The 24,554-nt window shown below is 62.2% G+C and carries 26 protein-coding genes; 5 read left to right on the top strand and 21 right to left on the bottom strand.

Annotation, left to right across the window (positions count from 1 at the left end; translation table 11 throughout):
- Positions 1–103 precede the first annotated feature (103 nt).
- Positions 104–673 carry a biotin transporter BioY gene (locus Q0X85_RS11270; protein ID WP_297772079.1) on the top strand — a complete coding sequence of 190 codons (570 nt, stop codon included), beginning with the start codon at positions 104–106 and terminating at the stop codon, positions 671–673.
- A gap of 83 nt (positions 674–756) precedes the next feature.
- Here Q0X85_RS11270 and Q0X85_RS11265 read toward each other — a convergent pair whose 3' ends face one another.
- The 12 genes from Q0X85_RS11265 to Q0X85_RS11210 form a co-directional block, all read right to left on the bottom strand.
- Positions 757–1,020 (bottom strand): hypothetical protein, encoded by a 264-nt coding sequence (locus tag Q0X85_RS11265; protein WP_297772078.1) that lies wholly within the window; start codon positions 1,018–1,020, stop codon positions 757–759.
- A 142-nt stretch (positions 1,021–1,162) separates the two neighbouring features.
- Entirely contained in the window at positions 1,163–2,617 is a 1,455-nt protein-coding gene (gene purF / locus Q0X85_RS11260; protein ID WP_297772077.1) for an amidophosphoribosyltransferase, read from the bottom strand.
- Between the two features lie 112 nt (positions 2,618–2,729).
- Positions 2,730–3,179 (bottom strand): DMT family transporter, encoded by a 450-nt coding sequence (locus Q0X85_RS11255; protein ID WP_297772076.1) that lies wholly within the window; start codon positions 3,177–3,179, stop codon positions 2,730–2,732.
- A 3-nt stretch (positions 3,180–3,182) separates the two neighbouring features.
- Positions 3,183–3,743 carry a CvpA family protein gene (locus Q0X85_RS11250; RefSeq protein ID WP_297772075.1) on the bottom strand — a complete coding sequence of 187 codons (561 nt, stop codon included), beginning with the start codon at positions 3,741–3,743 and terminating at the stop codon, positions 3,183–3,185.
- 26 nt (positions 3,744–3,769) lie between these two features.
- Positions 3,770–5,134, bottom strand: coding sequence for a DNA repair protein RadA (gene radA, locus Q0X85_RS11245; RefSeq protein ID WP_297772074.1), 1,365 nt, complete (start codon positions 5,132–5,134; stop codon positions 3,770–3,772).
- A 59-nt stretch (positions 5,135–5,193) separates the two neighbouring features.
- Entirely contained in the window at positions 5,194–5,958 is a 765-nt protein-coding gene (locus Q0X85_RS11240; protein WP_297772073.1) for a DNA repair protein, read from the bottom strand.
- A gap of 139 nt (positions 5,959–6,097) precedes the next feature.
- Positions 6,098–6,547 (bottom strand): paraquat-inducible protein A, encoded by a 450-nt coding sequence (locus Q0X85_RS11235; RefSeq protein ID WP_297772096.1) that lies wholly within the window; start codon positions 6,545–6,547, stop codon positions 6,098–6,100.
- A gap of 85 nt (positions 6,548–6,632) precedes the next feature.
- Positions 6,633–7,379 carry an ATP-binding cassette domain-containing protein gene (locus Q0X85_RS11230; protein WP_297772072.1) on the bottom strand — a complete coding sequence of 249 codons (747 nt, stop codon included), beginning with the start codon at positions 7,377–7,379 and terminating at the stop codon, positions 6,633–6,635.
- Positions 7,376–8,161 carry an ABC transporter permease gene (locus tag Q0X85_RS11225; protein WP_297772071.1) on the bottom strand — a complete coding sequence of 262 codons (786 nt, stop codon included), beginning with the start codon at positions 8,159–8,161 and terminating at the stop codon, positions 7,376–7,378. Before Q0X85_RS11225 ends, Q0X85_RS11230 begins: the two co-directional genes overlap by 4 nt.
- Positions 8,158–9,195 (bottom strand): alanine racemase, encoded by a 1,038-nt coding sequence (gene alr / locus Q0X85_RS11220; RefSeq protein ID WP_297772069.1) that lies wholly within the window; start codon positions 9,193–9,195, stop codon positions 8,158–8,160. Before alr ends, Q0X85_RS11225 begins: the two co-directional genes overlap by 4 nt.
- 143 nt (positions 9,196–9,338) lie before the next feature.
- Positions 9,339–9,452 carry an entericidin EcnA/B family protein gene (locus Q0X85_RS11215; RefSeq protein ID WP_297772067.1) on the bottom strand — a complete coding sequence of 38 codons (114 nt, stop codon included), beginning with the start codon at positions 9,450–9,452 and terminating at the stop codon, positions 9,339–9,341.
- A 28-nt stretch (positions 9,453–9,480) separates the two neighbouring features.
- Positions 9,481–11,310 carry an extracellular solute-binding protein gene (locus tag Q0X85_RS11210; protein ID WP_297772066.1) on the bottom strand — a complete coding sequence of 610 codons (1,830 nt, stop codon included), beginning with the start codon at positions 11,308–11,310 and terminating at the stop codon, positions 9,481–9,483.
- A gap of 283 nt (positions 11,311–11,593) precedes the next feature.
- On the opposite strand from Q0X85_RS11210, the gene Q0X85_RS11205 reads away from it, so the two are divergent.
- Complete coding sequence (locus tag Q0X85_RS11205; protein ID WP_297772063.1) at positions 11,594–12,367, top strand: 3-hydroxybutyrate dehydrogenase; 774 nt, start codon at positions 11,594–11,596, stop codon at positions 12,365–12,367.
- 283 nt (positions 12,368–12,650) lie between these two features.
- Here Q0X85_RS11205 and Q0X85_RS11200 read toward each other — a convergent pair whose 3' ends face one another.
- A complete protein-coding gene (locus Q0X85_RS11200) occupies positions 12,651–13,343 on the bottom strand; it encodes a DUF502 domain-containing protein (RefSeq protein ID WP_297772095.1) in 693 nt (230 codons plus the stop codon).
- A gap of 274 nt (positions 13,344–13,617) precedes the next feature.
- Here Q0X85_RS11200 and rpsB point away from each other — a divergent pair, with 274 nt between their 5' ends.
- Both rpsB and tsf read left to right on the top strand, forming a co-directional pair.
- Positions 13,618–14,406 (top strand): 30S ribosomal protein S2, encoded by a 789-nt coding sequence (gene rpsB / locus Q0X85_RS11195; RefSeq protein WP_297772061.1) that lies wholly within the window; start codon positions 13,618–13,620, stop codon positions 14,404–14,406.
- A 76-nt stretch (positions 14,407–14,482) separates the two neighbouring features.
- Positions 14,483–15,355: a translation elongation factor Ts gene (gene tsf / locus Q0X85_RS11190; RefSeq protein ID WP_297772059.1), complete on the top strand. Its 873-nt coding sequence runs from the start codon at positions 14,483–14,485 to the stop codon at positions 15,353–15,355.
- Between the two features lie 376 nt (positions 15,356–15,731).
- Here tsf and Q0X85_RS11185 read toward each other — a convergent pair whose 3' ends face one another.
- From Q0X85_RS11185 to Q0X85_RS11165, 5 genes are all read right to left on the bottom strand, one after another.
- Positions 15,732–16,487 (bottom strand): LuxR family transcriptional regulator, encoded by a 756-nt coding sequence (locus Q0X85_RS11185; RefSeq protein ID WP_297772057.1) that lies wholly within the window; start codon positions 16,485–16,487, stop codon positions 15,732–15,734.
- Positions 16,484–16,927, bottom strand: coding sequence for a type II 3-dehydroquinate dehydratase (gene aroQ / locus Q0X85_RS11180; RefSeq protein WP_297772093.1), 444 nt, complete (start codon positions 16,925–16,927; stop codon positions 16,484–16,486). Before aroQ ends, Q0X85_RS11185 begins: the two co-directional genes overlap by 4 nt.
- A 278-nt stretch (positions 16,928–17,205) precedes the next feature.
- The gene (locus Q0X85_RS11175) at positions 17,206–18,609 is read right to left on the bottom strand and encodes an MATE family efflux transporter (RefSeq protein WP_297772056.1); all 1,404 of its coding nucleotides are present in this window, start codon (positions 18,607–18,609) and stop codon (positions 17,206–17,208) included.
- A 92-nt stretch (positions 18,610–18,701) separates the two neighbouring features.
- Positions 18,702–19,964: an FAD-binding oxidoreductase gene (locus Q0X85_RS11170; RefSeq protein ID WP_297772054.1), complete on the bottom strand. Its 1,263-nt coding sequence runs from the start codon at positions 19,962–19,964 to the stop codon at positions 18,702–18,704.
- A 61-nt stretch (positions 19,965–20,025) separates the two neighbouring features.
- On the bottom strand, positions 20,026–21,249 hold the full coding sequence (locus Q0X85_RS11165) for an acyl-CoA dehydrogenase (RefSeq protein ID WP_297772053.1): 1,224 nt from the start codon (positions 21,247–21,249) through the stop codon (positions 20,026–20,028).
- Positions 21,250–21,350: 101 nt separating this feature from the next.
- Between Q0X85_RS11165 and Q0X85_RS11160 the strand changes: the two genes are divergently transcribed.
- Positions 21,351–22,262, top strand: coding sequence for a LysR substrate-binding domain-containing protein (locus Q0X85_RS11160; RefSeq protein WP_297772052.1), 912 nt, complete (start codon positions 21,351–21,353; stop codon positions 22,260–22,262).
- A 19-nt stretch (positions 22,263–22,281) separates the two neighbouring features.
- On the opposite strand, the gene phoB is transcribed toward Q0X85_RS11160, so the two are convergent.
- Genes phoB through pstB form a run of 3 tightly spaced genes read right to left on the bottom strand, consistent with a single transcriptional unit; the run spans position 22,282 to position 24,540 of the window.
- Positions 22,282–22,971, bottom strand: coding sequence for a phosphate regulon transcriptional regulator PhoB (gene phoB, locus Q0X85_RS11155; protein WP_297772051.1), 690 nt, complete (start codon positions 22,969–22,971; stop codon positions 22,282–22,284).
- A 17-nt stretch (positions 22,972–22,988) separates the two neighbouring features.
- Positions 22,989–23,717 carry a phosphate signaling complex protein PhoU gene (gene phoU / locus Q0X85_RS11150; RefSeq protein ID WP_074784915.1) on the bottom strand — a complete coding sequence of 243 codons (729 nt, stop codon included), beginning with the start codon at positions 23,715–23,717 and terminating at the stop codon, positions 22,989–22,991.
- Positions 23,718–23,739: 22 nt separating this feature from the next.
- The gene (gene pstB, locus Q0X85_RS11145; RefSeq protein WP_297772050.1) at positions 23,740–24,540 is read right to left on the bottom strand and encodes a phosphate ABC transporter ATP-binding protein PstB; all 801 of its coding nucleotides are present in this window, start codon (positions 24,538–24,540) and stop codon (positions 23,740–23,742) included.
- Positions 24,541–24,554: the final 14 nt, after the last annotated feature.

The raw sequence follows: 24,554 nt of genomic DNA, 5'->3' as shown, positions 1-24,554 counted from the left end.
ATCCCACCAGTTGCCCCTCAAATCAAGGACAATCGCTTGACTTTTTCGCAGTTGCAGCGAAAAAGTCATATGACACTTACACAAAGCAGAGGGACGCAAGGCAATGCGCAACACAGTTCTTACAAAGGCCATGAACGGCCATGACAGTTTGCTCCGCAAGGCGGGGCTCGTACTGGGCGGCTCGCTGCTGATCGCCGTTGCCGCGCAGGTCAGCGTTCCGTTCTTCCCGGTGCCGCTGACACTCTCGACACTGGCCGTACTGCTCGTCGGTCTGACGTTCGGCTCGCGCCTCGGGGCCGCGACGGTACTGGCATATCTGGCCGAGGGCGCCATGGGCCTGCCGGTCTTTGCGAACGGCATGAACGGGGCCTCGCTGGTCGGGCCGACCGCGGGCTTCCTCTACGGCTATGTCGCCATGGCCTATCTGGCCGGTCTCGCGGTCGAGCGCGGCCTGGGGCGCGGGGTTGTATCAACGGCGATTTGCAGCATCGCAATCTCGGCGCTGCTCTATGTGCCTGGCCTCGCATGGCCTGCTGCCGTCATGGGCAAGAGCTGGGATGCACTCTGGTCCGGCTGGATGGCACCGTTCCTGCTGGGTGATACGGTCAAGGCCGTGCTGGCGGCGATGATCGTCACCGGGGCCACCGCCGTGATCCGCGCGCGCAAGGGCTGACGCGGCACACCGAACCTGCAAAACGCAAAACGCCGTCCCTCCGATCAAGAGGGGCGGCGTTTTTCATTTGGAAAGCCGACAGGTCAGATGCCCGGCAATGTCAGGCGTTCACTTCGGCCTCCGCGGGTCAGGATCATCACGCCCTCGCCAATCGCCGCAACTGTCGCGCGGCCGATCTGCGTGCCAACCTCGACCCGGTGCACCTCTGCCGCGCCAATCCGCAACAGCGCACGCGCGCCATCCGGACCATGGAGCGTTCCAAGCAAGGTGAGTTGCCCCTGAGGCAGCGCGTCGCGCGTTGTCGCCGCGTCGAGCGTCGCCTTCGGGATATCGGTCTGATCTGCCAATTTAGCCTCGCATCATGAGAATGAGAGGCTTCTCTAACGGTCTAAACCCCAGTGCAAAAGCGGGTACACCTGTTGGCTCGGCGGAGAATTGCCGCAACGCAGAAAATGCTGCGAAACTCCGCTCATGTACTGGGTTTGGGTGTCACTCGGCGGCTTTCAGCTCGAATCCCTTGGCGATCATGTCCGAGGGCTCGACCGGGTATTCGCCCGAGAAACACGCGTCGCAATATTGCGGGCACTTGGTGTCACGGCCCTGCGCCTCGCCGACGGCGCGATACAGCCCGTCGAGCGAGATGAAGCGGATGCTGTCGACGTTGAGATGCTCGCGCATCTCGTCCTCTGACATCGTGGCGGCCAGCAGTTTTTCGCGCTGCGGCGTGTCGACACCGTAGAAACAGGGCCACGCCGTAGGCGGGGACGCGATGCGAAAATGCACCTCTGCGGCGCCGGCATCGAGGATCATTTCCTTGATCTTGCGGCTGGTGGTGCCGCGCACCACGCTGTCATCGACCAGGATCACCCGCTTGCCCTCAATGAGCGCGCGGTTGACGTTGAGCTTGAGGCGCACACCCATGTTGCGGATCTGCTCGGTCGGTTCGATGAAGGTGCGGCCCATATACTGGTTGCGGATGATCCCCATGGCAAAGGGAATACCGGATTCGTGACTATAGCCGATGGCCGCCGGCGTGCCGCTATCGGGCACCGGGCAAACGAGATCGGCGTCCACCGGCGCTTCTTTTGCCAGTTCAACGCCGATCTGGTGACGGGTCTCATACACCGACCGGCCACCGATGATTGAATCGGGGCGGGAAAAATAGACATGCTCGAAAATGCAGAACCGCGAGGATTGGCGGCGGAAGGGAAAGTGGCTCTCAACGCCGTCCTTGGCCGAAATGACCACCATCTCACCGGGTTCGATCTCGCGGACGAACCGCGCGCCGATGATATCGAGCGCGCAGGTCTCGGAGCTGAGCACCCAGCCTTCGCCCAATTGCCCCAGCACCAGTGGGCGTACCCCCAGAGGATCGCGCACGCCAATCAGCTTGCTGCGGGTCATGGCGACGACCGAAAAGGCCCCCTCGACCCGGCGCAGCGCATCCTCCATCCGTTCGGGGATATTGCGTTGCAGCGAGCGGGCCATCAGGTGAATGATACATTCGCTGTCAGAGCCGGACTGAAAGATCGACCCGCGATCAATCAACTCGCGCCGCAGCGCGTCTGCGTTGGTGATATTGCCGTTATGCGCAATCGCCGCCCCGCCCATGGAGAACTCGCCAAAGAAGGGCTGCACATCGCGGATTGCCGCCCCTTTGGCGCCGGCGGTGGAATAGCGCACATGCCCGATGGCCAGTGGGCCGGGCAGGGTCTCCATCAGCGATTGGCGAGTGAAGTTGTCCCGCACATAGCCAAAACGGCGCACTGAATTGAACCCCTCGTCGGGGTCATGGCTGACAATGCCACCGGCCTCTTGGCCCCTGTGTTGCAGGGCATGCAGGCCGAGGGCCACGAAGTTCGCCGAGTCGGTCAGGCCGATCACGCCGAAAATGCCGCATTCCTCCTTGAGCTTGTCATCGTCAAAAGGATTGGCGGGGGGCATTTGTTTGGGCAAAGCGGGCAGCTCCGAATCCGTGGATATCGCTTGCCCCCTCTTACGCGGTCAGACCAGCCATGTCACGAAACTATCACACGCGTGACGGTGCGTCTGTCGGTCAAAACCGCGAAAGGATCACTCCGGCAGCAACAAGCACCGCCGCCGAGACGCGTGGCAGTGACAGTTCACGCGCGGCTATGCCGAACGCACCGACATAATCGAGCACCATCGCACCGACGATCTGGCCCAGAATGAGTGTCGCGGTTGTGGTCAACACCCCGAGAACCGGTACGCTCCATAGCGACGCCCACACAAAATACGCGCCAAGCGCGCCGCCAAGCAAAAGCCAGCGTGACACAAACATCGCGCGCGCAAGGGCCGGGCCGTCGCCCGAAACCGCCACAAGAAGCACGAGTCCCACAAAGCCTACCCCAAACGATACGGCTGCCGCCGCGAGCGAGCTGTCGATGCTCCGTCCAAGTGCGGCATTGAGCGGTGCCTGAATGGCAATGGCCACCCCCGCGACAGCAATGATGACCAATGCAAGGGCAGGATTTTGCGGCAGCATTACTTACTCCGGTGTTTCACAGGCGCCGATCAGGTCTTCGTATTGCTGCGTGATCCAGCCGAGTGCCTCGTCGGGGTTGCGATCCTCGATGGTGCCGGTCAGCTGCGAAAACACCCGGGCCGAGCGGCTGTCGTCGATGATCTCGATGGATTGTGACGTGACAACCGTCTGATACACGAAATACGCGATCGCCACGAGCAGCACGCCGCGCGCCACGCCAAAGATGAATCCGATGCCCTGATCGAGCCCGCCCAGAACAGAGCGCTGCACCAGCGACGAAAACAGCGGCGTGATGAGCGATGCAAGGATGAGGCCGACCGCAAAGACCACTGCGAAGGCGCCGATCATCGACAATTCGCAACTGTCGGCGATGAACTCGCCCACCACGGGGATTTCCTTGACCAATGGCTCGACTTGCGGCGCGAAGATAAACGCGAGGATGCCTGCCACGATCCACCCTGCGATCGCCAGAGCTTCGCGCACGAAGCCGCGCGAATAGGCCAGCAGCGCCGAAAGCACGATAAAGAGCGCCACGACGCCGTCGATGATGGTGAAACCTTCCATTTGCCTTGTCCTGTCCCTGTTGGTGCCTATCCCGCACCAAAAATGTCACCCACGAATGTCGTCAGATCGCCCATATGGGTGAGCCGCAACCCGCTATCGCCCGCTGTCTTGCCGCCAGACGGCATAATTGCGGCTGTGAAACCAAGTTTTTGCGCTTCTTTCAACCTGTTTTCGGTCTGGCCCACCGGACGCAGCGCGCCAGACAGGCTGATTTCGCCGAAAACGACCGTATCGGCGGGCAGGGCGCTGTCCTCGCGCGCGCTCAGCAGGGCGGCGGCGACCGCGAGATCGGCAGCCGGCTCGCTGATCTTGAGGCCCCCGGCGACGTTGAGATACACATCAAGTCCGGTAAACGGAATGCCGCAACGCGCCTCCAGCACGGCGAGGATCATCGCCAACCGCGCGCCATCCCAACCGACAACGGCGCGGCGCGGTTGCGAATGTGGCGTAGGCGCTACCAGCGCCTGCATCTCGACCAGCACAGGCCGGGTGCCCTCGATGCCCGAGAACACCACCGAGCCGGGCGAGGGCGAACCGCGCCCGGAGAGGAATAATTCAGACGGGTTGGCCACCTCGGCCAGCCCGCCGCCGGTCATCTCGAACACGCCGATCTCGTCAGCCGGGCCAAAGCGGTTCTTGACCGAGCGCAGGATACGGAACTGATGTCCGCGTTCGCCCTCGAAATAGAGCACGCAATCGACCATGTGCTCGACCACGCGGGGGCCTGCGATCTGGCCGTCCTTGGTGACATGGCCAACGAGGATCACGCTGGTGCCAAAGCGTTTGGCAAAGCTGGTCAGCTCATGCGCGGCCGCCCGCACCTGGCTCACGCTGCCCGGCGCGGCCTCGACGGTGTCCGACCACATGGTCTGGATCGAGTCGATGATCACCAGATCGGGCTTTTCCGTTTCCAGCGTGGTGAGGATATCGCGCAGCGAGGTTGCGGCGGCGAGTTTGACCGGCGCGGTCTCCAGCCCCAACCGCTGCGCGCGCATGCGCACTTGCGCACTCGCCTCTTCGCCCGAAATATAGAGCGTCTTGAGCCCGGCACCGGCAAACCGTGCCGCCGCCTGTAACAAGAGGGTCGACTTGCCGATACCCGGATCACCGCCCACCAGAACCGCACTGGAGGGAACAAGCCCGCCGCCGAGAACACGGTCCAGCTCGCCGATGGCCGACAGGGTGCGCGGGGGCGGGGCCTCTTCAGTGGACAAATCGGTGAGGGTCAGCTGCGCGCCGCGCTTGCCGCCGAGCGTCTTGCCCTTGGGCCCCGAGGTGAGCGGGGCCTCTTCGGTGATGCTGTTCCACTCGCCACAGGCATCGCACCGGCCCGACCAGCGTGTGTGGCCCGCGCCGCAGGCCGTGCATGTAAAGGTGCTCTGTCTCGCCATGACAGGGTGATGCCCCAAGAGGCCAGCGCGGTCAAATGCGAAACGTGCGGTGCTCCACTCTATTCCGCAGCTTTCTGGTTGAGGTCTATCACGGTGCCGTCATGACGCAGCATCTCCTCGATGCCCAGCTCTGGCAGCACGTCGCGCAAATCGTCACGAAGCCGCGACAGCTGGCTGGCGGCGACACTTTCCTCGAGTTCGACCTCATGCGACCAATGCTTTAGCTCTTGCGTAATCTGCTTGGCCTGATCCAGCCGCGCATTGAAGGCGTCAACCTCCTGCTGGCGCTGCCTGAGGGACGTGCGCGCACGCGACACCTTGTCGTCGGAATAGACCTCGGCCAGTTCGCGACTGATATGTGACATCTGCGCGGCCACCTCCAGAAGGTCCGGCTCAAGCGCGCCCAGTTCAGGATGATCCCGCAGGTAGGCCAGACGCTCGCGCACCGCGTCGAATTCGGATGAGAGCTGAAACACCCCGGATCTGTCCGCCGCATGTGCCGCATGATAGGCACGCGCCACGTCCTGCATTCCGATATTGAAACGCCGATGCGAGTTTTCGAGGGCCATGACACGGGCATTGGCTGGCAAAAAGAAACACAGCAAAACGGCGAGACCCGTCAACCCGATCTGGGCAATCTGGCCGGCATTGTGGTAGACAACTCCGCCAAAGGCGGCGTCGAATTCGAGCCAGGGCAGCAAACCGAGCGCCGCCCCGATGGTGGCCGCGCTCAAGACGAGAGCGGCAATAAGAAATACGCCCAGTGCGAGGCGCTGTAAAATGAACTGGGTCAGCAGCGCAAAAGCTCTTAGATGTGCGGCCATGACTTCCCCCCTGAAAGATCATATCCAATAATATAAGCGAGTTTACGCCGATTGCTTGGAAGACAAAGGGTTAATTCATTCACTCCGTGGTCAAGTTTGGCGGAGTGTTGCGTTATCGCCGCCCGATTGTTTCAAAATTTCACACAATATCCGCGCGGCCCTGCGGATTGTGGCGCACAAGCCCAAGGGCAAGCGATGCGACAATACAGCCACTGAATAAATAGAGGCCCCATTCCACCTCGACGCGCGCCAGACCGACCCCCTTGAGGATGATAATGTAGAGCGCGATCAGAAAGATATCCGCCATGGCCAGCTTGCCCATCAGGTGCAGCGCGGGCCGGGCGCGCGGTGCGAGCAGGCCAAAGTGCAGAAGGGCCAGACCGATGGTTTTGAGATAGGGCGCAAAGAGGGCAAAGACGGTGACAAGCAAGGCCAGATAGACATCGCTCTGCCAGAGCGCCTGCAAGCCCGACACGACGCTGATTTCCGAAAGGCCGAACAGCGGCAGGTCGATGCCCGCGCGCAAGAGCGGCGCAAACCAGGCGACGGGGAAGAGGACAAGCAGGGCGAGATTGGCGTATTTCAGCATGTTATGCGCCATACCTTCCGAGGGTCCGCGCAAAAATCTTGCAAGATTTTTGCCAAGAATTTTCGAAAATTCTTGGCGCGGGATGTCACCGGACCGCCTCGATCGGGCCCTCGGCGCGGCCATGGATGAACTGATCGAGGTAAGGATCGCCCGACTGGTCCATCGCGGCCACCGGCCCGGTCCATTGGATCACCCCGTCATGCAGCATCGCGACGTTGTCGGCGATGGCACGCACGCTGGTCATGTCATGGGTGATGGTCATCGCCGTGGCGCCCATTTCGACCACGATTTCGCGGATCAACTCGTTGATCACGCCCGACATGATCGGGTCGAGGCCGGTGGTCGGCTCGTCGAAAAAGATGATTTCGGGTTCGGCGGCGATGGCGCGGGCAAGGCCCACACGTTTTTGCATGCCACCCGACAATTCGGCGGGGAATTTGTCGGCCACATCGGGTTTCAGCCCGACGCGGCGCAGTTTCTCGATGGCGATCTCGCGCGCCTCGTCCTTCGGTCGCTTGAGCGAGCCGCGCAGCAGGCGAAAGCCGACATTCTGCCAGACGGGGAGCGAATCGAACAGCGCACCGCCCTGAAACAACATGCCGAACCGGGCAAGGAACGCATCCCTGTCGCCGGTGGTGACATCGCGCCCGTCGAGCGTGATCGACCCGCTATCCTGCCGGATCAGCCCGAGAATGCACTTCAGCGCCACCGACTTGCCAGTGCCCGATCCGCCGATGATGACCATGGAGGTGCCGGACTCGATGGTCAGGTTCACACCCTGCAGGACGCGGTTCTCGCCAAAGGCCTTATGGACGTCGCGCAGCTCTATCATGCCGAGAAAAACACCTCTGTCAGCAGGTAATTGGCCGCGAGGATCAGCACGCTGGCCGCGACCACTGCCGTCTTGGTCGCGCGTCCGACACCCTGCGCGCCGCGCCCGGAATTCATCCCGTAATAGCAGCCCATGAGCGCCACGATAAAGCCAAAGACCGCGCCCTTGATGAGGCCCGACACAACATCCCATGTCTCGAGAAAATCAATCGTGTTGTGCAGGTAGGTCGCGGCCCCGAAATCGAGGCGGCCCACGCCCACGAGGAACCCGCCCATGATGCCGATCACGTCGCCCACCCCCACCAGCAGCGGCACCGCGAGGGTGGCCGCCAGAACGCGGGGCAGGGTGAGGTATTTCATCGGGTTGGTGGAGAGGGTGGTGAGCGCGTCGAGCTGCTCTGTCACCTTCATGGTGCCGATTTCGGCAGCGATGGAGGACGCCACGCGCGCCGCCACCATGAGGCCGCCGAGCACCGGGCCAAGCTCTCGTGTGAGGCCGATGGCGACAATCGAGGGCACCACGGTTTCCGCGTTGAAGCGTGCGCCGCCGGCGTAGATCTGCAAGGCGAGCGCCCCGCCGGTGAAAAGCGCCGTCATACCGACGACAGGCAGCGACAGCCAGCCGATCTGCACCAGCGCATGGCCAAACTCGCGCCAGTAGAAGGGTGGGCGGGCGAGATGGCTGACCGCGTCGGAGGCGTAGAGCGTGATCCGCCCCATCGAGGCCAGACCCGCAATCACCGCGCGGCCGATACCGGCAAGAAAACTGAGGAGAAATGTCATCCGCCGATATAGCGCCGCGTGTAGCGCGCCCCCAAAGAGGTCAGGATTTCGTAGCCTATCGTGCCGGCGTTGTCGGCCAGCGTGTCGATGCCCTGGTGCGGTCCCAGCAGTTGCAGGCTCTTGGGGTCGCGGCCAAGGTCGGTGATATCGACGCCGATCAGATCCATCGAGATGCGGCCCACGACGGGGCAGGGGGTGTCCTCGGCCCAGAGGCTTGTTTTCGGCCCCATGGCGCGCAGGACGCCATCGGCGTAGCCCGCCGCGACAGTGGCGATACGCATCTCCTGTGGCGCTGCAAAGTCGTTGCCATAGCCAATGGTTTCGCCTGTCGCGAGATCGCGGCATTGGATCACCGGGATGTCGAGGGTCACGACGGAGCGGGCCGCCTCGAACGGTCGGCCTCCATAGAGGCCGATACCCGGTCGCGCGAGATCGAAATGATAGGCATCATCGAGCAGGATCGCCCCGGTATTGGCAAGGCTGCGCGGCACGTCCAGATCATCGGTCATGTCGCGAAACGCAGCGAGTTGTTGCGGATTCATGGCGTGATCCGCCTCGTCGGCGCAGGCCAGGTGCGACATAATCAGAACCGGATGCTGTGCCAGTGCAATCTGACGCACCGCGGCCCATTCGGCAGGCTCCATGCCCAGCCGGTTCATGCCACTGTCGAGTTGAATGCCGAACGGATGCCCCGGCAGACCTTCGGCGTGGCGGATCATCTGGTCGAGCGAGTTGATCATCGGAATGAGGCCGGTGTCGCCGATCATCTCGGCATCGCCCGGCATGTGGCCTGAAAACACATGGATCGCAGGGCCCGGCCCGAGGCATTGGCGCAGGGCGGCGCCCTCCTCTGCGACAGCGACAAAGAACTGCCGCGCGCCCGCGCGCGCCAGACGCCGCGCCACCCTGTCCACGCCCAACCCGTAGGCATCGGCCTTGACCACGGCGGCGGTCGTGCCGCTGTTCATCGCGTCAAGCGCGCGCCAGTTGTGGGCAATGGCATCTAGGTCAATGGTCAGGATCGCGGTGCTCATGAAGCGGGTTTTGACAGGATGCGCGGGGGCGTCAAGGGGAAAGGCGGCACCGGCACACCCGCGCATCGGCAAACCGGTTTGGTCCCGCACATGCAATGCGCGGGCTATTTGCGGGACATATGGTCAGGTCAGCCGAGGAGGGATCAGAACCAGCTCTGAACACCGCGCGCTGCACCCGATATGTCACGCCCCACACCATCCACTGTGGCACAGCCGGCCACCATGACGATGAGGACGAGCGCAATCAGTTTTCGCATGCTCCTGCCTATGGTTAGTTGCCTGTTTTTATTCTTCTGCCTGCATCCACCATACCTCGGGGAGAAACCCAATACCATCCCCATAGACCGGCAGGTCATTCTTCGGGTATGTCAACTGTGACTTATGCGCAATACGCCCAACGCTGTATTGATGAATAGGGATGACATATCGACCGGAAGTCAAAACGCGGTCCAGTGCGCGCGTCGCGGACACAAAGTCGCTCCGATTTCTGGCGGTGAGCATGGTGTCGATCATTGCCTCTGCCGCGGGGCTCTTCATGCCCATCAAGTTGCGACTGCCGGGTTGATCGGCGTGCTCAGACCCCCAGTAGAACCTCTGTTCGTTGCCGGGGCTGAGCGACAGCGACCGGCGCATCATCGTCAGGTCGAAATCATATTGCGCCTCGCGTTCGGCATATTGCGCCTTGTCGGTCATCTCGATCCGCAACTCGATCCCCAAGCGGTCGAGCGCGCGGGCGTAGATATCCATCATCGCGCTGGCTTGACCGATCAGCCCGTCCTGCTGCAAGAGCACCGTGAGGCGCAGCGGTGTGCCTTGCGCGTTGACCAGCCGACCGCCCTCGACCTGCCAGCCTGCCTGCGCCAAGAGCCGCACCGCCCGGCGCAGCGCGGTGCGATTGCGCGCAGTGCCGTCGCCCTCGGGCAGGCTGTAGCCCTCCAGCGCGCCGGGGGGCAGGGTGTCGGCAAAAGGCTCCAGCAACTCGCGCACGCGGCCGGAGGCGGGGCCGTGCTCCATCCCCAGTTCGGAATTGGAGAAATACGAGGTGATACGCGGCTGCCGCCCGCCGGTCAGCGTGTCGTTGATATACTCGAAATTGAACGCGGTGATCAGCGCCTCGCGCACGCGCCAGTCATCGAGCGGCGCGCGGCGGGTGTTCATCACGAATCCGGTCATCCCCGAGGGTTTCTGATGCGGGATTTCCGATTTCACGATATCGCCGCGCTCGACTGCGGGAAAATCGTATTCCTCGGCCCAGGCCTCGGCGTTGAACTCGCGCACATAGCTGATGATCCCGGCCTTGAACGCCTCTTTCAGCACGGTGTCGTCGCCGAAGAACTCGATGCGGATCTCGTCGAAATTGTTGGTGCCGCGCCGGAACGACAGGTTGCGGCCCCAATAGTCGGGGTTGCGGCGCAGGGTGACGTGGCGGTTGACCTCGTAATCCTCGACCACATAAGGCCCGGTTCCAAGGGGAATATCCTCGATCCCCGCCTCGGCGATGTCGCGGCCCTGCCATTGCGCCTTTTGCAGGATCGGGCGCAGACCGGCCAGAAGGGCGAGTTCGCGGTCCGCCTCGTTGAACTCCAGCCGGATCTTGCGCGGCCCGGTTTGCGCGATGCGGTCCACCTTGGACCAGAAGCCGCGATAGCGCGGGTGGCCTTGCGTGCCCAACGTCTCGAAGGACCAGATCACATCCTCGACCGTCACCGGGTTGCCATCGGAGAATCGGGCGACCTCGCGCAGGGTAAACTCGACCCATGTGCGGGCCTCGTCGGTCTCGACCGATTCGGCCAGAAGCCCGTAAAGCGTGAACGGCTCGTCCCAGGATCGCCCCAGGAGGGTCTCGTGGGTGAGATGCCCCAATTGCCAGGGCGGGCTGCCGCGCAGGATGAACGGATTGAGCGAATCAAACCCGCCGACATTGCCGGTGACGACGCGCCCACCCTTGGGAGCATCCGGGTTGGCATAGGGCAGGGACACAAAATCAGGTGGCAGGGCCGGGTCACCATACATAGCTATGCCATGCGCGGGGTCCCCGAGCGCCTGAGAGGCCGTTCCTGCAAGGATCGTCGCGCAAAGCCCGGCCCGGACAAGACGGAAAAATTCTGATCTCATTTTGGCGACAATCCTCAATCATCCTTGTTTGTCAGGGGCAGAGCGTAGAGGCGGATTCACGTCTTTTCAAACTTTTAGCTTGGCCCGAGGCGCAGGATTGCTTATAAAGGGGACACTGCTCGATAGGTTTCTTGCCTGTATGAAACCTGCCTCAATAACTTGACGCCCGCCTCGTGCGGGCGTTTTTTTTGGTCCGCTCCCAGCCTCGTGATCGTCATTCCCCGTGCAATTCGCAGATGCGGCACATATGCTGCGCGTGCAGTGTAAACAAGGGAGAACAGGCATGAGCGTCAAAGGCAAAACCGCTGTCATCACCGGCTCGAATTCCGGCATCGGGCTGGGCATCGCGTGGGAACTGGCGCGCGCCGGGGTGGAAGTGATTCTGAACTCCTTTACCGATTCGGAGGAGGATCACGCGCTGGCCAAGAAAATCGCCGACGAGACCGGCACCAAGGCGCGCTATATCTCGGCCGATATGTCCGACGGCGACCAGTGCCGCGCGCTAATCGAAAAGGCCGGGGCCTGCGATATCCTGATCAACAACGCCGGCATTCAGCACGTCGCCCCGATCGACGAGTTTCCGACAGACAAGTGGAACGCGATCATCGCGATCAACCTCAATTCCGCCTATCACACCACCGCCGCCGCGCTGCCGATGATGCGCAAGGCGGGCTGGGGCCGGGTGATCAACATCGCCTCGGCGCATGGCCTGACCGCGAGCCCGTTCAAATCGGCCTATGTGGCGGCCAAGCATGGCATCGTCGGCATGACCAAGGTCGTGGCGCTGGAGACCGCGAAAGAGCCGATCACCGCGAATGCCATCTGCCCAGGCTATGTGCTGACCCCGCTGGTGGAATCGCAGATCCCCGACACTATGGAGAAATACGGCATGGACCGCGACGAGGTGATCGAGAAGGTCATGCTGGAGCGTCAGCCGTCGAAGGAGTTTGCCACCACCGAGCAATTGGGCGGCACGGCGCTGTTCCTGTGTTCGGACGCGGCGGCGCAGATCACCGGCACGACGATCAGCGTCGATGGCGGCTGGACGGCGCTGTAAGGGCCGGGGCAGAGGAGAGAGTGGCCTTGATTGGACATCCGAGCCTCCCGCGCGAATAGCACCGAAGGTGCCGCGCGATCGTCATGCCAGAGGCATGCCTCCGGCATGACGCCGTCCCGCGGCCTGGCGATATGATAGGGCATGCAACGTGTTGAATTTTGTATGACTTGGCTAAGATAAAGTGCGCGCATCTAACGTTGCATCGCCAGTCCCCGGCCCTGCGACCGCGCGGCACCTTCTGCGGGGTACAAGGTCCACTCAAGGCCAGCCTTCCCGCCGCCCATCAGCCCGCCTTCTTGCGCATCTCCTCGGGCTTTTTCTGGCCCGGATAGACAAGCCCCGCCGAAATCACCAGCTTGGCCGCGTCTTCGATGCTCATGTCCAACTCAATCACGTCCTCGCGCGGGAAGAACAGCAAAAAGCCGCTGGTCGGGTTGGGCGTGGTGGGCACGAAGACGCTGAGCAGGTCGCTGCCGGTCTCTGCCTTCTGGTTGATCTCGCCCTTCGCCTCGGTCGAGATGAAGCCCACCGCCCAGATATCCTTGCGCGGATATTGCACCAGGCAGGCTCTCTCGAAATTGCTCTCGGTCTGGGCAAAGACCGTTTCGGCGATCTGCTTGACGCCCGAATAGATCGAGCGCACCACCGGCATCCGGTTGACCAGCGATTCCGCGAAGCGGATGAGCGACCGCCCGATCAGACCCTTGGCGACCCAGCCGACCAGCACCGTGAAGATCAGAAAGATCACCACGCCGACACCGCGCAGGTTGATGCCGATATAGCGCTCGGGCTGGTAATGCGCCGGAATGAGCGGCAGCACGAACCCGTCGACCCAGCCGATCAGCGTCCACATCAGCCAGATCGTCAGACCGACCGGCGCGATCACCACCAGACCGGTCAGAAAACTGGTCCGAAGCCCGCCGAAACGGGTGGGCTTCTTGGGCGGTGGGGGCAAGTCGTCAAAGGGCGTGTTCATCTGCTTTCCATCGGCAGCCATGCCGCTATCTAGGCATAATCGACCGCGCTCACAATGGGCCATGTGGAGGGCCATGTGGACCCCACTCCGAAGAGCCCTGCAAAAAGCCGTGTCACGGCTCTTGTGTCAAGGCAACAGGAGCGTTATACGCGCGGCACTGAAATCCGCAGGTATGGGCGGGCTGACGGGGGAGACATCCCCGTTGAAGTCCACCGGTTGAAGCATTTCGCTTCTCACCCCGTGCCAAGGCGCAAACCGGAAAAGGAAACGAGACATGGCTCTTCCCGAGTTCTCCATGCGTCAGCTCTTGGAAGCTGGCGTTCACTTTGGCCACCAGACGCAGCGTTGGAATCCCCGTATGGGCGAATTCATTTATGGCGCGCGCAATGGCATCCACATCATGGACCTGACGCAGACCGTGCCGATGCTCGACGCGGCGCTGAACGCGATCCGTGAATGCGTCGCCAAGAACGGCCGCATCCTCTTTGTCGGCACCAAGCGGCAGGCCGCGCAGCCGGTGGCCGAAGCCGCCGAGAAATGCGCCCAGTATTACATGAATCACCGCTGGCTCGGCGGCACGCTGACCAACTGGCAGACCGTGTCCAAATCCATCCAGCGCCTCAAGCAGATCGACGAGATCCTCGAAGCGGGCGGCGAAGGCCTCACCAAGAAAGAGCGTCTCGGCATCGAGCGCGACCAGGAGAAGCTCCAGGCGAGCCTTGGCGGCATCCGCGAAATGGGCGGCGTGCCGGACATGCTCTTTGTCATCGACGTCAAGAAAGAGGCGCTTGCCGTGGCCGAGGCCAACAAGCTGGGCATTCCGGTCGTGGCCGTGGTCGACACCAACTGCTCGCCCGACGGCATCGACTATATCATTCCGGGCAATGACGACGCGGCGCGCGCCATCGCGCTTTATTGCGATCTCGTCAGCCGCGCGGCGCTTGACGGCATGACGGCCCAGATGGGCGCGGCAGGCATCGACCTCGGTGCGCTCGAAGAGGCCCCCGGCGAGGAAGCAATCTCTGAAGAGGCTCCCGCAGAGGCAGCGCCCGCCGAAAGCTGAAGCCACGTCATGAAACTGACACGGGGGCAGGGGTAACCCGCCCCCGATACATGAATTGAATTTGAGGAGAGCCGGCATGGCGATCACAGCTGCAATGGTAAAAGAACTGCGCGACAGCACGGGCGCAGGCATGATGGACGCAAAAAAGGCGCTGACCGAGACCGGCGGCGACATGGAGGCCGCAGTTGACTGGCTGCGGACCAAGGGGCTTGCAAAAGCTGCCAAGAAATCGGGCCGCACGGCGGCCGAGGGTCTGGTGGCCGTCAAGGTCGAGGGTGGCAAGGGCGTCGCGGTCGAGGTGAATGCCGAGACCGACTTTGTTGCCAAGAACGCCGATTTCCAGACGATGGTCTCGCAAATCGCCGATGCCGCGCTGAATGCAGACGATATTGACGCTCTGAACGCCGCCGATCTCGGCGGCAAGAGCGTCGCCGACACGATCACCGATAAGATCGCAACCATTGGCGAGAACATGTCGCTGCGTCGCATGGCCGGCATCGAAGGCGGGGCCGTGGTATCCTATGTTCACAATGCCGCCGGTGACGGCATGGGCAAGATCGGCGTCCTTGTGGCGTTCAACGGCGACGCGGCCTTTGCCCGTCAGGTGGCCATGCATATCGCTGCCACCAACCCGGCCGCTCTGAACGAGGCTGATCTTGATCAGGCCGTGGTCGAAAAAGAGCGTCAGGTCCAGATGGACATCGCCCGCGAATCCGGCAAGCCCGAGAACATCATCGAGAACATGATCAAGGGCCGCATGAAGAAATTCATGTCCGAGGTCACGCTTTTGGGCCAGTCGTTCGTAATGAATCCCGACCTGACCGTCGAGGCGGCAGCCAAGGACGCCGGCACCGAAATCACTGGTTTCGTGCGGCTCGCAGTGGGTGAGGGGATCGAGAAGCAAGAAGAAGACTTTGCCGCCGAGGTGGCCAAGGTCGCTCAAAGCTGATCTGACGGTCCCGTATCAGACCCGCGTATTGGGGCGTCCTCTCGGGGGCGCCCTTTTTCGTGCAGCGGGGCAAAATGGAAAAAGCGGTGCCTCCCGTCGGGGGGCACCGCTTGATCGACCGGTCGCCAATTGGGGATGAAACGCCGGTCAGACAGCGCCAACCGCTGACCCCGATGAATAGGGGTCAGCGGCCAGCATCCGGAAAAACCGGAGGGGATAACGTGTTATCCAACGCAATAGAAAGATAATGCCACCCCCATGCTCCCAGGCTTAAAAGCCACCACTCACGGAACAGTGATATATTGCTACTTTACGTCAGGTCACGAAAGTACGGGATTCCATACCATCGCATAAATTATTGAAACAATAATTATGTTTAGTGATCCAGAATGAAGATCTGATTCTGGAAAGCAACTTTCAAAATCGCTTGCGCGGTTGTTTCGACACAGAGCGCCTGGCGCGCGAGGCGCAGGTGTTTTTCCACGGTCGCGGTGGTCAACCCCATCAAGAGGGCGATGTCCTGCACGGTCTTGCCATCGCCGACCCAGCCCAAAACCTCGCGCTGCCTTGACGTGAGCGCGCGGCCGGGCCCGGTATAGGGCAGGGACAGGATGCGCAGATGCACGAGATTGTTGAGCGCGGTGATCTCTTCGCCCGAATGCTGCCAGAGCGCATCGACATCGGCCTGCGACATGCCGGGCCGAGCGGTCAGGGCGATGGCACCCTTGGCGCGCGGGCTGACGGATTTGAAGCTGATCGAGTAGCCCGCCGTGACCTCATGCGAGAGATTGAAGTCGACGACCTTTCGCTCTTTCGCGCTCAACGCGCCGTCGTTTATCAGTTGGTGCAGCACAGACCACGAGCACGCGCCGTCATTCTCAAGCGCCCAGCGGACCATCGGCGCATCAAAATATAATCCATCGCCAACAAAAGCATCCGTGTAGGTGTGGCAATGATTGCTCAGCAATACAAAATCGTCCGGGTCGCCAAGCGACGTCGCGGTACGGTAGCGGGTATAGCCGTAGATCAACCTGTCAAAACCGAACGCCGCCATCTGACGTGTGTGAAGATCCCAGAGTTCTTCTATGGTGGCGACGTTGAGCAACGCGTTGATCTGTACGGGGTCAATCATCCGCGCCTCGCCAGATGCGCCAGTATCGCATCGAGAGCCAGAACGTAGCCATGCGCGCCAAAGCCGCAAATCACCCCGACAGCAACCCGGGCGATGTAGGAGTGATGGCGGAATTCTTCGCGTGCATGCACGTTTGAGAGGTGTAACTCAATGGTCGGCACGGCAGCAGACGTAATGGCATCCATCAACGCGACAGAGCTGTGCGTGTAGGCACCGGCATTGAGGACGATACCATCATATTGATCGCGTGCGGCGTGGATGGCATCAATCAGGGCACCTTCGTGATTGCTTTGCTCAAAGCCAATGCGCACGTCTTTTGGTGCGGCATGAGCACGGCACATCTGCTCGATATCGCCAAGCGTGGTATGTCCGTAAACCTCGGGCTGACGCGTGCCGAGGAGGTTAAGATTCGGGCCGTTCAAAAATAGAATTGCGGTCATTTTCTTCTCCTGAAGCTTTCTCTTAAACTGCAATTCCTTTGCGAGTCGAGTCACTGGATTGTCCGGAATAGCGGGCGTAACCGTAACAATGCTATCGTGCGTCCCTGATATCACTCAGAGTTCAGATCAAGCCTAAGCAACGACATTTAAGCCAGAGGTGAGCTTTGCACGGTTAACATCGGTAAACAAAGGGATTTACCAGAAGAGCCGCGTTCATACGCAAATATTATACTTAACATAATACTGATTATGCGATATTTAGATGTGCCTGAAAGTGCTTACCGATAGCTGCGGTTGGCCATCACCTGCATGCGTTGGTCCGGGCACGTGAAATGCGCTTGTAACGGATCGCGGCAAGGCGACTCTATAACCCGAAGGCTCAGCCATGCCGCAATGGCCGCGAACAGCGCCCCGCCTACAGCCTGTCCCACCAAGACGCCCTGAGCGCCCCAAAGCGCCCCGAAGGCAATGGCAAAGGGCCACGTCCCCAAGGTATTGCGCGCCCAGTTCACGCCGGTTGAATAGCCCGGATGGCCGAGATTGTCGAACGACGCATTGGCGACAAAGATCGTGCCGTTGAAGAACGAGGCCAGCGCCAGCGGCCCGAGATAGAGATAGAGCAATCCACGCATCTGCTCCGTGGCATCGAACGCATCCGCAATCGGTGCCCGCAGCAAGAAGAGCAGCGCAGACATGGCCAGGACATAAACTGCAAGAAACTTGAGCCCGTCGAGCAGGGCCTCGTAAACCCTGTCCATCCGCCCTGCCCCAAAGTTTTGCCCGAAGATCGGCCCGATCGCACCGGAGAGCGCCAGAACGACCGCAAACACTACCGGCACCAGACGATTGATCACCGCCAGAGCGGCGACCGCATCGGCACCGTATTTGGCCATCTCACGCATCACGATCGCGGTGCCGACCGGCGTTGCGACCGTGCCCATTACCGCAGGCATCGCGATCTCGGCGGTATCGCGAAAGTCACGTGCGACGCAGTGCGGCCGTGGGCGCGCAAACGCGTTGTACTTGCCAACAGCCAGTCCGAGCGCCAGTACCATGGTGGCGAGACGCGCGAGAACGGTGGCGACCGCAGCGCCATTCAATCCCATGCCAAGAGCGAAAATGAATATGGGGTCGGCCACCGCGTTGACGCCACCGCCCAGCAAAGCCGGATACATCGCCCCCCGCGCATCGCCGTAAGAGCGCAGGACCGCGACCGCCACCATTGACAAGCCGGATACGAATGTCGTTGGCAAGATGATCCAGAGATAGTCTGCCGCCATGTCGGCCATGCTGCCCTTTGCGCCGATCAAGGCGAGGATCTCACCCAGAAACGGCAAGGCCAGCACCGGCAGCAGCAGCCCCACCGCAATCGCGATCACCGCCGAGCTTGTGGCGTATTCGCGCGCGGCAACCCGATCTCTCTTGCCCTCGGCGCGCGCGACCAGCGCACCCGCCGCGATAGAAAGCCCGATATTCACCGCGCTGGCAAAGAACATGATCGTGCTGGCATAGCCCGCCGCCGCCGCCAGCTCCTCGCGGCCCAGCATTGAAATGAACACAATATCAATGAGATCGACGGCAAAGATCGCCATCAAGCCGATGCTCGACGTGAACGACATCACCGACACATGCCGGAAAAGATTGCCTTGGGTAAAGCTGCCGCCGCTGTCGGTCAGGGCCATTGTCATATCCTTTTGCACAACTGCAAAAGCACATAACCGGCTTTGCCACGCGCGCAATGCCCGGCCTCTCAACAGTCTGTGTGCGGATTTGTTCAGCCGCGCGCGGCCATCAGATGCACCATCTGCGCGCCGGTCTCGTAATAGAGCGTGCGCAGCCCCGCGAAGGCCTCGCGATGGGCGTCGATCACCGGCACCGGCAGATCATCCTCCTGCCCGCTTAGCAGCGCCCGCGCGGCGGCCCGGCCAAACACCGTGCCCGGCGCGATGCCCCGGCCCGAATAGCCGTAAATCGCATAGCCGCCTTGCCCGATGCGCTGAATGCGCGGCAGGTGATCGCCGGTCATCGCGATGCGCCCGGCCCAGGCATGACTGATCCCGGTGCCAGGCAGGCGCGGAAAGAGCTGCGTCAGCTTGCGCTCGGCCCAGTTGGCATGCGCGCTCGCCGTACCGCCCATGCCGCCAAGGATGATCCGCCCCGCTGCATCGCGCCGCAGCGAGGTCATCACCAGACCGGTATCCCAACACCCCTCGCCGCCCGCCAGAATATCGCGCGCGAGGTTGTCGCCCAGGGGCTCTGTTGCCAGTTGGTAGAACTGCACCACCGGCATCTCGGGCAGGCGAACGGGGGGCGCGGGGCTGTGATAGGCGTTCGTCGCCATCAGCAGATGTTTCGCGCGCAGCTTGCCGCCGGGCGTGTGGATCACCCATTGCCCGCCATGGCGCGTGGCCGCCGTGACCGGGCTTTGCTCATGCAGCCGTGCGCCCTGCTCTACCGCCGCGCGCGCCAGCCCGCGCGCATAGGCCAGCGGCTGAATGGTGCCCGCACGCGGATCATGCAGCGCGCCGTGAAACCGATCCGTTCCGGTGCGTGTAGCGACTTCTGTGGCCTCCAGCAGCCGCACCGGCGCGGCGCGCGCCTGCATCTGCGCCAGCCGCTCGCGCAGTTGCGCCAGACCCTTCGGGGCATGCGCCAAGTGCAGCGTGCCGTTGCGCACCGGCTCGCAGGCGATGGCATGGGTTTCGATGAGGTCAAAGACGATATCCGGCGCGCCGGCCAACACGGTGTTGAGGTGCTCGCCCGCCGCCTGACCGAGCGTCTTGCAGACCGCATCGGGGGGCAGCCAGAGCCCGGCATTGACCAGCCCGACATTGCGCCCGGAGCCGCCATGCCCGACGGTCTCGGCCTCCAGCAGGGTGACGTCGGCGCCCTGCCCCGCGGCCTCGAGCGCCGCCGAGAGGCCGGTATAGCCGCCCCCCACAATGGCCAGATCGACGCTGCGCTCGCCCTGCAGGGGGGGCGCTGTGAACGCCTCCGCCGCGCTCGCCTGCCAGAGTGAGGTGAGCGGGCCGCTCATATGCGGCGGCCCTTGTTGTAATTCTGCAATTCAACCAGACGCTTGAACGTCATTCTTCACCTTAGAAAAACGCCTGAAGCCCGGTCTGCGCACGGCCCAGGATCAGGGCATGCACATCATGCGTTCCCTCGTAGGTGTTGACCGTCTCCAGATTGACCATGTGGCGAATGACCTGAAATTCCTCGGAAATCCCGTTGCCACCATGCATGTCGCGGGCGTGGCGTGCAATCTCCAATGCCTTGCCGCAATTGTTGCGCTTGATCAGGCTGATCATCTCGGGCGCGGCATTGGCCTCGTCCATCAGACGCCCGACGCGCAAGGCGGCTTGCAGACCTAGTGCAATTTCGGTCTGCATGTTGGCCAGCTTCAATTGAAAAAGCTGCGTCTGCGCCAGCGGCCGGTTGAACTGCTTGCGGTCGAGGCCGTATTGCCGCGAGGCGTGCCAGCAGAACTCCGCCGCGCCCATGACGCCCCAGGCGATGCCGTAGCGGGCCCGGTTCAAACATCCAAAAGGCCCTTTAAGCCCCTGAACATTCGGTAAAAGCGCCGATTCCGGCACCTCGACACCGTCCATCACGATCTCACCCGTGACCGAGGCACGAAGGCTCAGCTTGCCGCCCACCTTGGGCGCGCTCAGCCCCGCCATGCCCTTCTCCAGAACAAAGCCCCGGATCTTGCCATCATGCGCCTCGGACTTGGCCCAGATCACAAAGACATCGGCAATTGGGCTGTTGGAAATCCACATCTTGGAGCCGGTCAGGCGATAGCCCGTCTCGGTGCGCACGGCGCGGGTCTTCATCGCCGCCGGGTCGCTGCCCGCATCCGGCTCGGTCAGGCCGAAACAGCCGATCAGCTCGCCGCTTGCCAGCCCGGGCAGGTATTTGCGGCGCTGCTCCTCACTGCCATAGGCGTAGATCGGATACATCACCAGCGAGCTTTGCACGCTCATCATCGACCGGTACCCCGAATCGACCCGCTCGATCTCGCGCGCGACGAGGCCATAGCTCACATAGCTTGATCCCAGCCCGCCATATTCCTCGGGGATGGTCGTGCCCAAGAGGCCCATCTGTCCCATTTCCTTGAAGACTTCCGGCTCCACCCGCTCTTCGCGATAGGCGTCGATGACGCGCGGTTGCAGGCTCTCCTGCGCGAAGGTGCGGGCGCTTTCCGCGATCATCCGCTCTTCTTCCGACAGTTGCTCACTCAGCCGAAACGGGTCGCTCCATTCGAAAGAGTTGAGATCCGGTGCATCCTTGGCGCGCAGCGTGGGGGTATTGGCATTCATGGCGCAATCCTTTTGTAAGTCTTGGGTTGCAGGCAATTTACACTAGCCAAACCGGCCTGAATAACGATAAATCCACATGTACCCATGAGTTTTTCGCAAGCATGACCCTGCCTCGCCGTTTTCTGCCCTCTATCTCCTCGCTGCGCGCGCTTGAGGCGTTAGACCGTCTAGGCAGCGCCACCGCCGCCGCCGAAGAGCTGGCGCAAACACAAAGTGCGGTCAGCAGGCAGTTGAAAACCCTAGAAAATCTGCTTGGCGTAACGCTCTTCCTCCGGGAAGGGCGCAGCATGTGCCTGACATCCGACGCGGCGATTTATGCCGACAAGGTGCGCGGTGCCTTGCAGCAGATCGCGCAGGCCTCTGTCAACCTGACGGTCAATCCGGTTGGCGGCAGCCTCAGCCTTGCGATCTTGCCCACCTTTGGCATGCGGTGGCTGGTGCCGCGACTGGCCGATTTCGCGCGCTTGCACCCAGAGGTAACGATCAACCTGTCCACGCGCCTGAAGCCATTCAGCTTTGCGTCGGAACCATTTGATGCAGCTATACATTTTGGTCAGGCCGATTGGCCTGCGACGCAAGCTCTGCGACTGAGGGCAGAAGCGGTCTTGCCGGTCGCCGCCCCCGATCTTATCGCCGCACATCCGGCCATTCAAAGCGCGCGCGATGTCCTGCGCCTGCCGCTCCTGCATATCGAGACGCGCCCCAACGCCTGGGCCGACTGGTTTGCTGCCCACGGCGCAGAGGGAGCGCGGATCACCGGCACCGTTTATGACCAATTCTCAACCATCACGCAGGCCGCGTTGCACGGCCTTGGCGTCGCGCTCCTGCCCGACTACCTTGCCGAGCAGGACCTTGCCACCGGGCGGTTGACCTGTGTCTGGGGCGGGCGCACCGAGATGTCAGGCGCCTATTACCTCGTCTGGCCCGAGGCCAAGGGACGTGACCCGGCGCTGCTGCGCTTTCGTGAGTGGCTGGCCGGACAGGCCGAGGACGAGGACAGGCTGCCCCGCTGACCTATGCTGGTCGTGTGTTTTAGCCCAAAGCGTACCCTGCCCCGCGCACCGTGCGCAGGGGATCGTCGCCGCCATGCTGGCACAGCGCCTTGCGCAGGCGCCCGATATGCACGTCCACGGTGCGGGTATCGACATAGATGTCGCGCCCCCAGACCCGATCGAGCAACTGCTCGCGCGACCAGACGCGCCCGGGCTTTTCCATGAAGGTCGAGAGCAGGCGAAATTCGGTCGGGCCCAGCTTTAGCGGTTTGTCGCGGCGGGTCACGCGATGGGTCTCGGAATCGAGCACGATATCGGCATATTCCAGCCGCTCGCCCACCGTGGCGGGCCGCGTGCGGCGCAGTTGTGCGCGCACCCGCGCCATCAGTTCGACCAATGAATAGGGCTTGATAACGTAGTCATCGGCCCCGGTTTCCAGCCCGCGCACGCGGTCCACCTCCTCAGAACGCGCCGAGAGCATGATGATCGGAATGGCGCGCGTCTCGGAGCGGGTCTTGAGCTGGCGGCAGACCTCGATGCCCGACACATTGGGCATCATCCAGTCGAGCACGATAATATCGGGCGGCATCTCCGACACCATCAAGAGCGCCTCTTCACCATTGCTGGCGGTCATCACGCGGAACCCGTCCGCCTCGAGGTTATAGCCCAGCACCTCGCGCTGCGCGGGCTCATCCTCGACCAGCAGCACGGTGGGTTGATCGGCGGACATCGGCGGTCTCTCCTGTCTCAGACGTTGATATCGGGCGCGATGCCGGGATCGACCGAGGTCGTGTCCCCCTTGGGGCGCGGATCCTCGGGCATCTCACCCGACACCAGATAGATCACCTGCTCGGCGATCGAGGTCACCAGATCGCCCATCCGCTCGGTATTCTTGGCGATGAAATGCAGATGCATGCAGGGCGTGATGTTGCGCGGGTCTTCCATCATGAAGGTCAGGAACTCGCGGAAGATCGCGTTATACATCTGATCGACGTCCTGATCGCGGTGCATCACCTCGAGCGCCAGATCGGCGTCGCGCTGGATATAGGCATCGAGCACGTCCTTGAGCATCTCCTCGACCTCGCGCGCCATCCGGCGCAGCGCGGCCGGAGAGCCGTTGACCGGGGCCATGCTCGACAGAACCGAAGTGCGCTTGGCCATGTTCTTGGCATAGTCTCCGATCCGCTCGAGGCTGGCGGAAATCTTGATCACCGTCAGCACGAGGCGCAGGTCGCGCGCGGTTGGCGCGCGCAGCGCGATCACGCGGGCGGCTTCCTCGTTGATCTGCTCTTCAAGCGCGTCGATGGCCTTGTCGCGGCCGCGCACTTCCTCGGCCAGTTCCTCGTCGCGGGTTTCGAGCGAGCGGGCGGCGTCCGCGATGGCGCGCTCGACCATGCCGCCCATCTTCATGATCTGCGCCTGGATGGTTTCGAGATCGCGGTCGAAGGACGAGACGATATGCTGCTGGTCTGACATTGGAATGATCCTGATCCTGGCCTCAGCCGATGCGCCCGGTGATGTAGCTTTCGGTGCGCTCATCTACGGGGTTGGTGAAAATGGTGCCGGTGTCGCCGTATTCGACAAGGTTGCCGAGATGGAAGAACGCCGTCTTTTGGCTGACGCGCGCGGCCTGCTGCATGGAGTGGGTGACAATCACCACGGAATAGTCCTGCCGAAGCTCGTCGATCAGCTCCTCGACCTGCGCGGTGGCGATGGGATCGAGCGCCGAGCACGGCTCGTCCATCAAGAGAACCTCGGGGGCCGTCGCCACGGCGCGGGCGATGCACAGGCGCTGCTGCTGGCCACCCGAAAGACCGGTGCCGGGCTGGTCGAGCCGGTCCTTGGCCTCGGTCCACAGCGCGGCGCGGCGCAAGGATTTCTCGACGATCTCGTCGAGATCCGCCTTGGTGCGGGCAAGCCCGTGGATACGGGGCCCGTACGCCACGTTGTCATAGATCGACTTGGGGAACGGGTTGGGCTTCTGGAATACCATGCCCACCTTGGCGCGCAATTGCACCGGATCGACGCGCTTGTCGTAGATGTCCTGCCCGTCGAGCAGGATATCCCCCTGCACCCGGCAGATGTCGATGGTGTCGTTCATCCGGTTGATGCAGCGCAGGAAGGTAGATTTACCGCAGCCCGACGGGCCGATGAAGGCGGTCACGGTGTTGTCGAGGATATCCACATCCACGTCCTTGATGGCGTGGGTATCGCCGTAATAAACCTGCACCTTGCGCGCGGCGATCTTGATTTTGTCTTGGGTCACTTTGTTCTCCGCAAGATTAGGGGCGTCATACATGGTGGGATACCTTT

The sequence above is a fragment of the uncultured Roseovarius sp. genome (assembly GCF_947259555.1).
Lineage (GTDB): Bacteria > Pseudomonadota > Alphaproteobacteria > Rhodobacterales > Rhodobacteraceae > Roseovarius.
This window is presented reverse-complemented; position numbering and strand designations above follow the sequence as displayed.

Excerpts from the sequence above, each read along its gene's own strand:
- Q0X85_RS11270 (WP_297772079.1), top strand. The coding sequence starts at position 104 with ATGCGCAACACAGTTCTTACAAAGGCCATGAACGGCCATGACAGTTTG.
- purF (WP_297772077.1), bottom strand. The coding sequence starts at position 2,617 with ATGCCCCCCGCCAATCCTTTTGACGATGACAAGCTCAAGGAGGAATGC.
- Q0X85_RS11255 (WP_297772076.1), bottom strand. The coding sequence starts at position 3,179 with ATGCTGCCGCAAAATCCTGCCCTTGCATTGGTCATCATTGCTGTCGCG.
- Q0X85_RS11250 (WP_297772075.1), bottom strand. The coding sequence starts at position 3,743 with ATGGAAGGTTTCACCATCATCGACGGCGTCGTGGCGCTCTTTATCGTG.
- radA (WP_297772074.1), bottom strand. The coding sequence starts at position 5,134 with ATGGCGAGACAGAGCACCTTTACATGCACGGCCTGCGGCGCGGGCCAC.
- Q0X85_RS11240 (WP_297772073.1), bottom strand. The coding sequence starts at position 5,958 with ATGGCCGCACATCTAAGAGCTTTTGCGCTGCTGACCCAGTTCATTTTA.
- Q0X85_RS11235 (WP_297772096.1), bottom strand. The coding sequence starts at position 6,547 with ATGCTGAAATACGCCAATCTCGCCCTGCTTGTCCTCTTCCCCGTCGCC.
- Q0X85_RS11230 (WP_297772072.1), bottom strand. The coding sequence starts at position 7,379 with ATGATAGAGCTGCGCGACGTCCATAAGGCCTTTGGCGAGAACCGCGTC.
- Q0X85_RS11225 (WP_297772071.1), bottom strand. The coding sequence starts at position 8,161 with ATGACATTTCTCCTCAGTTTTCTTGCCGGTATCGGCCGCGCGGTGATT.
- alr (WP_297772069.1), bottom strand. The coding sequence starts at position 9,195 with ATGAGCACCGCGATCCTGACCATTGACCTAGATGCCATTGCCCACAAC.
- Q0X85_RS11215 (WP_297772067.1), bottom strand. The coding sequence starts at position 9,452 with ATGCGAAAACTGATTGCGCTCGTCCTCATCGTCATGGTGGCCGGCTGT.
- Q0X85_RS11210 (WP_297772066.1), bottom strand. The coding sequence starts at position 11,310 with ATGAGATCAGAATTTTTCCGTCTTGTCCGGGCCGGGCTTTGCGCGACG.
- Q0X85_RS11205 (WP_297772063.1), top strand. The coding sequence starts at position 11,594 with ATGAGCGTCAAAGGCAAAACCGCTGTCATCACCGGCTCGAATTCCGGC.
- Q0X85_RS11200 (WP_297772095.1), bottom strand. The coding sequence starts at position 13,343 with ATGAACACGCCCTTTGACGACTTGCCCCCACCGCCCAAGAAGCCCACC.
- rpsB (WP_297772061.1), top strand. The coding sequence starts at position 13,618 with ATGGCTCTTCCCGAGTTCTCCATGCGTCAGCTCTTGGAAGCTGGCGTT.
- tsf (WP_297772059.1), top strand. The coding sequence starts at position 14,483 with ATGGCGATCACAGCTGCAATGGTAAAAGAACTGCGCGACAGCACGGGC.
- Q0X85_RS11185 (WP_297772057.1), bottom strand. The coding sequence starts at position 16,487 with ATGATTGACCCCGTACAGATCAACGCGTTGCTCAACGTCGCCACCATA.
- aroQ (WP_297772093.1), bottom strand. The coding sequence starts at position 16,927 with ATGACCGCAATTCTATTTTTGAACGGCCCGAATCTTAACCTCCTCGGC.
- Q0X85_RS11175 (WP_297772056.1), bottom strand. The coding sequence starts at position 18,609 with ATGGCCCTGACCGACAGCGGCGGCAGCTTTACCCAAGGCAATCTTTTC.
- Q0X85_RS11170 (WP_297772054.1), bottom strand. The coding sequence starts at position 19,964 with ATGAGCGGCCCGCTCACCTCACTCTGGCAGGCGAGCGCGGCGGAGGCG.
- Q0X85_RS11165 (WP_297772053.1), bottom strand. The coding sequence starts at position 21,249 with ATGAATGCCAATACCCCCACGCTGCGCGCCAAGGATGCACCGGATCTC.
- Q0X85_RS11160 (WP_297772052.1), top strand. The coding sequence starts at position 21,351 with ATGACCCTGCCTCGCCGTTTTCTGCCCTCTATCTCCTCGCTGCGCGCG.
- phoB (WP_297772051.1), bottom strand. The coding sequence starts at position 22,971 with ATGTCCGCCGATCAACCCACCGTGCTGCTGGTCGAGGATGAGCCCGCG.
- phoU (WP_074784915.1), bottom strand. The coding sequence starts at position 23,717 with ATGTCAGACCAGCAGCATATCGTCTCGTCCTTCGACCGCGATCTCGAA.
- pstB (WP_297772050.1), bottom strand. The coding sequence starts at position 24,540 with ATGTATGACGCCCCTAATCTTGCGGAGAACAAAGTGACCCAAGACAAA.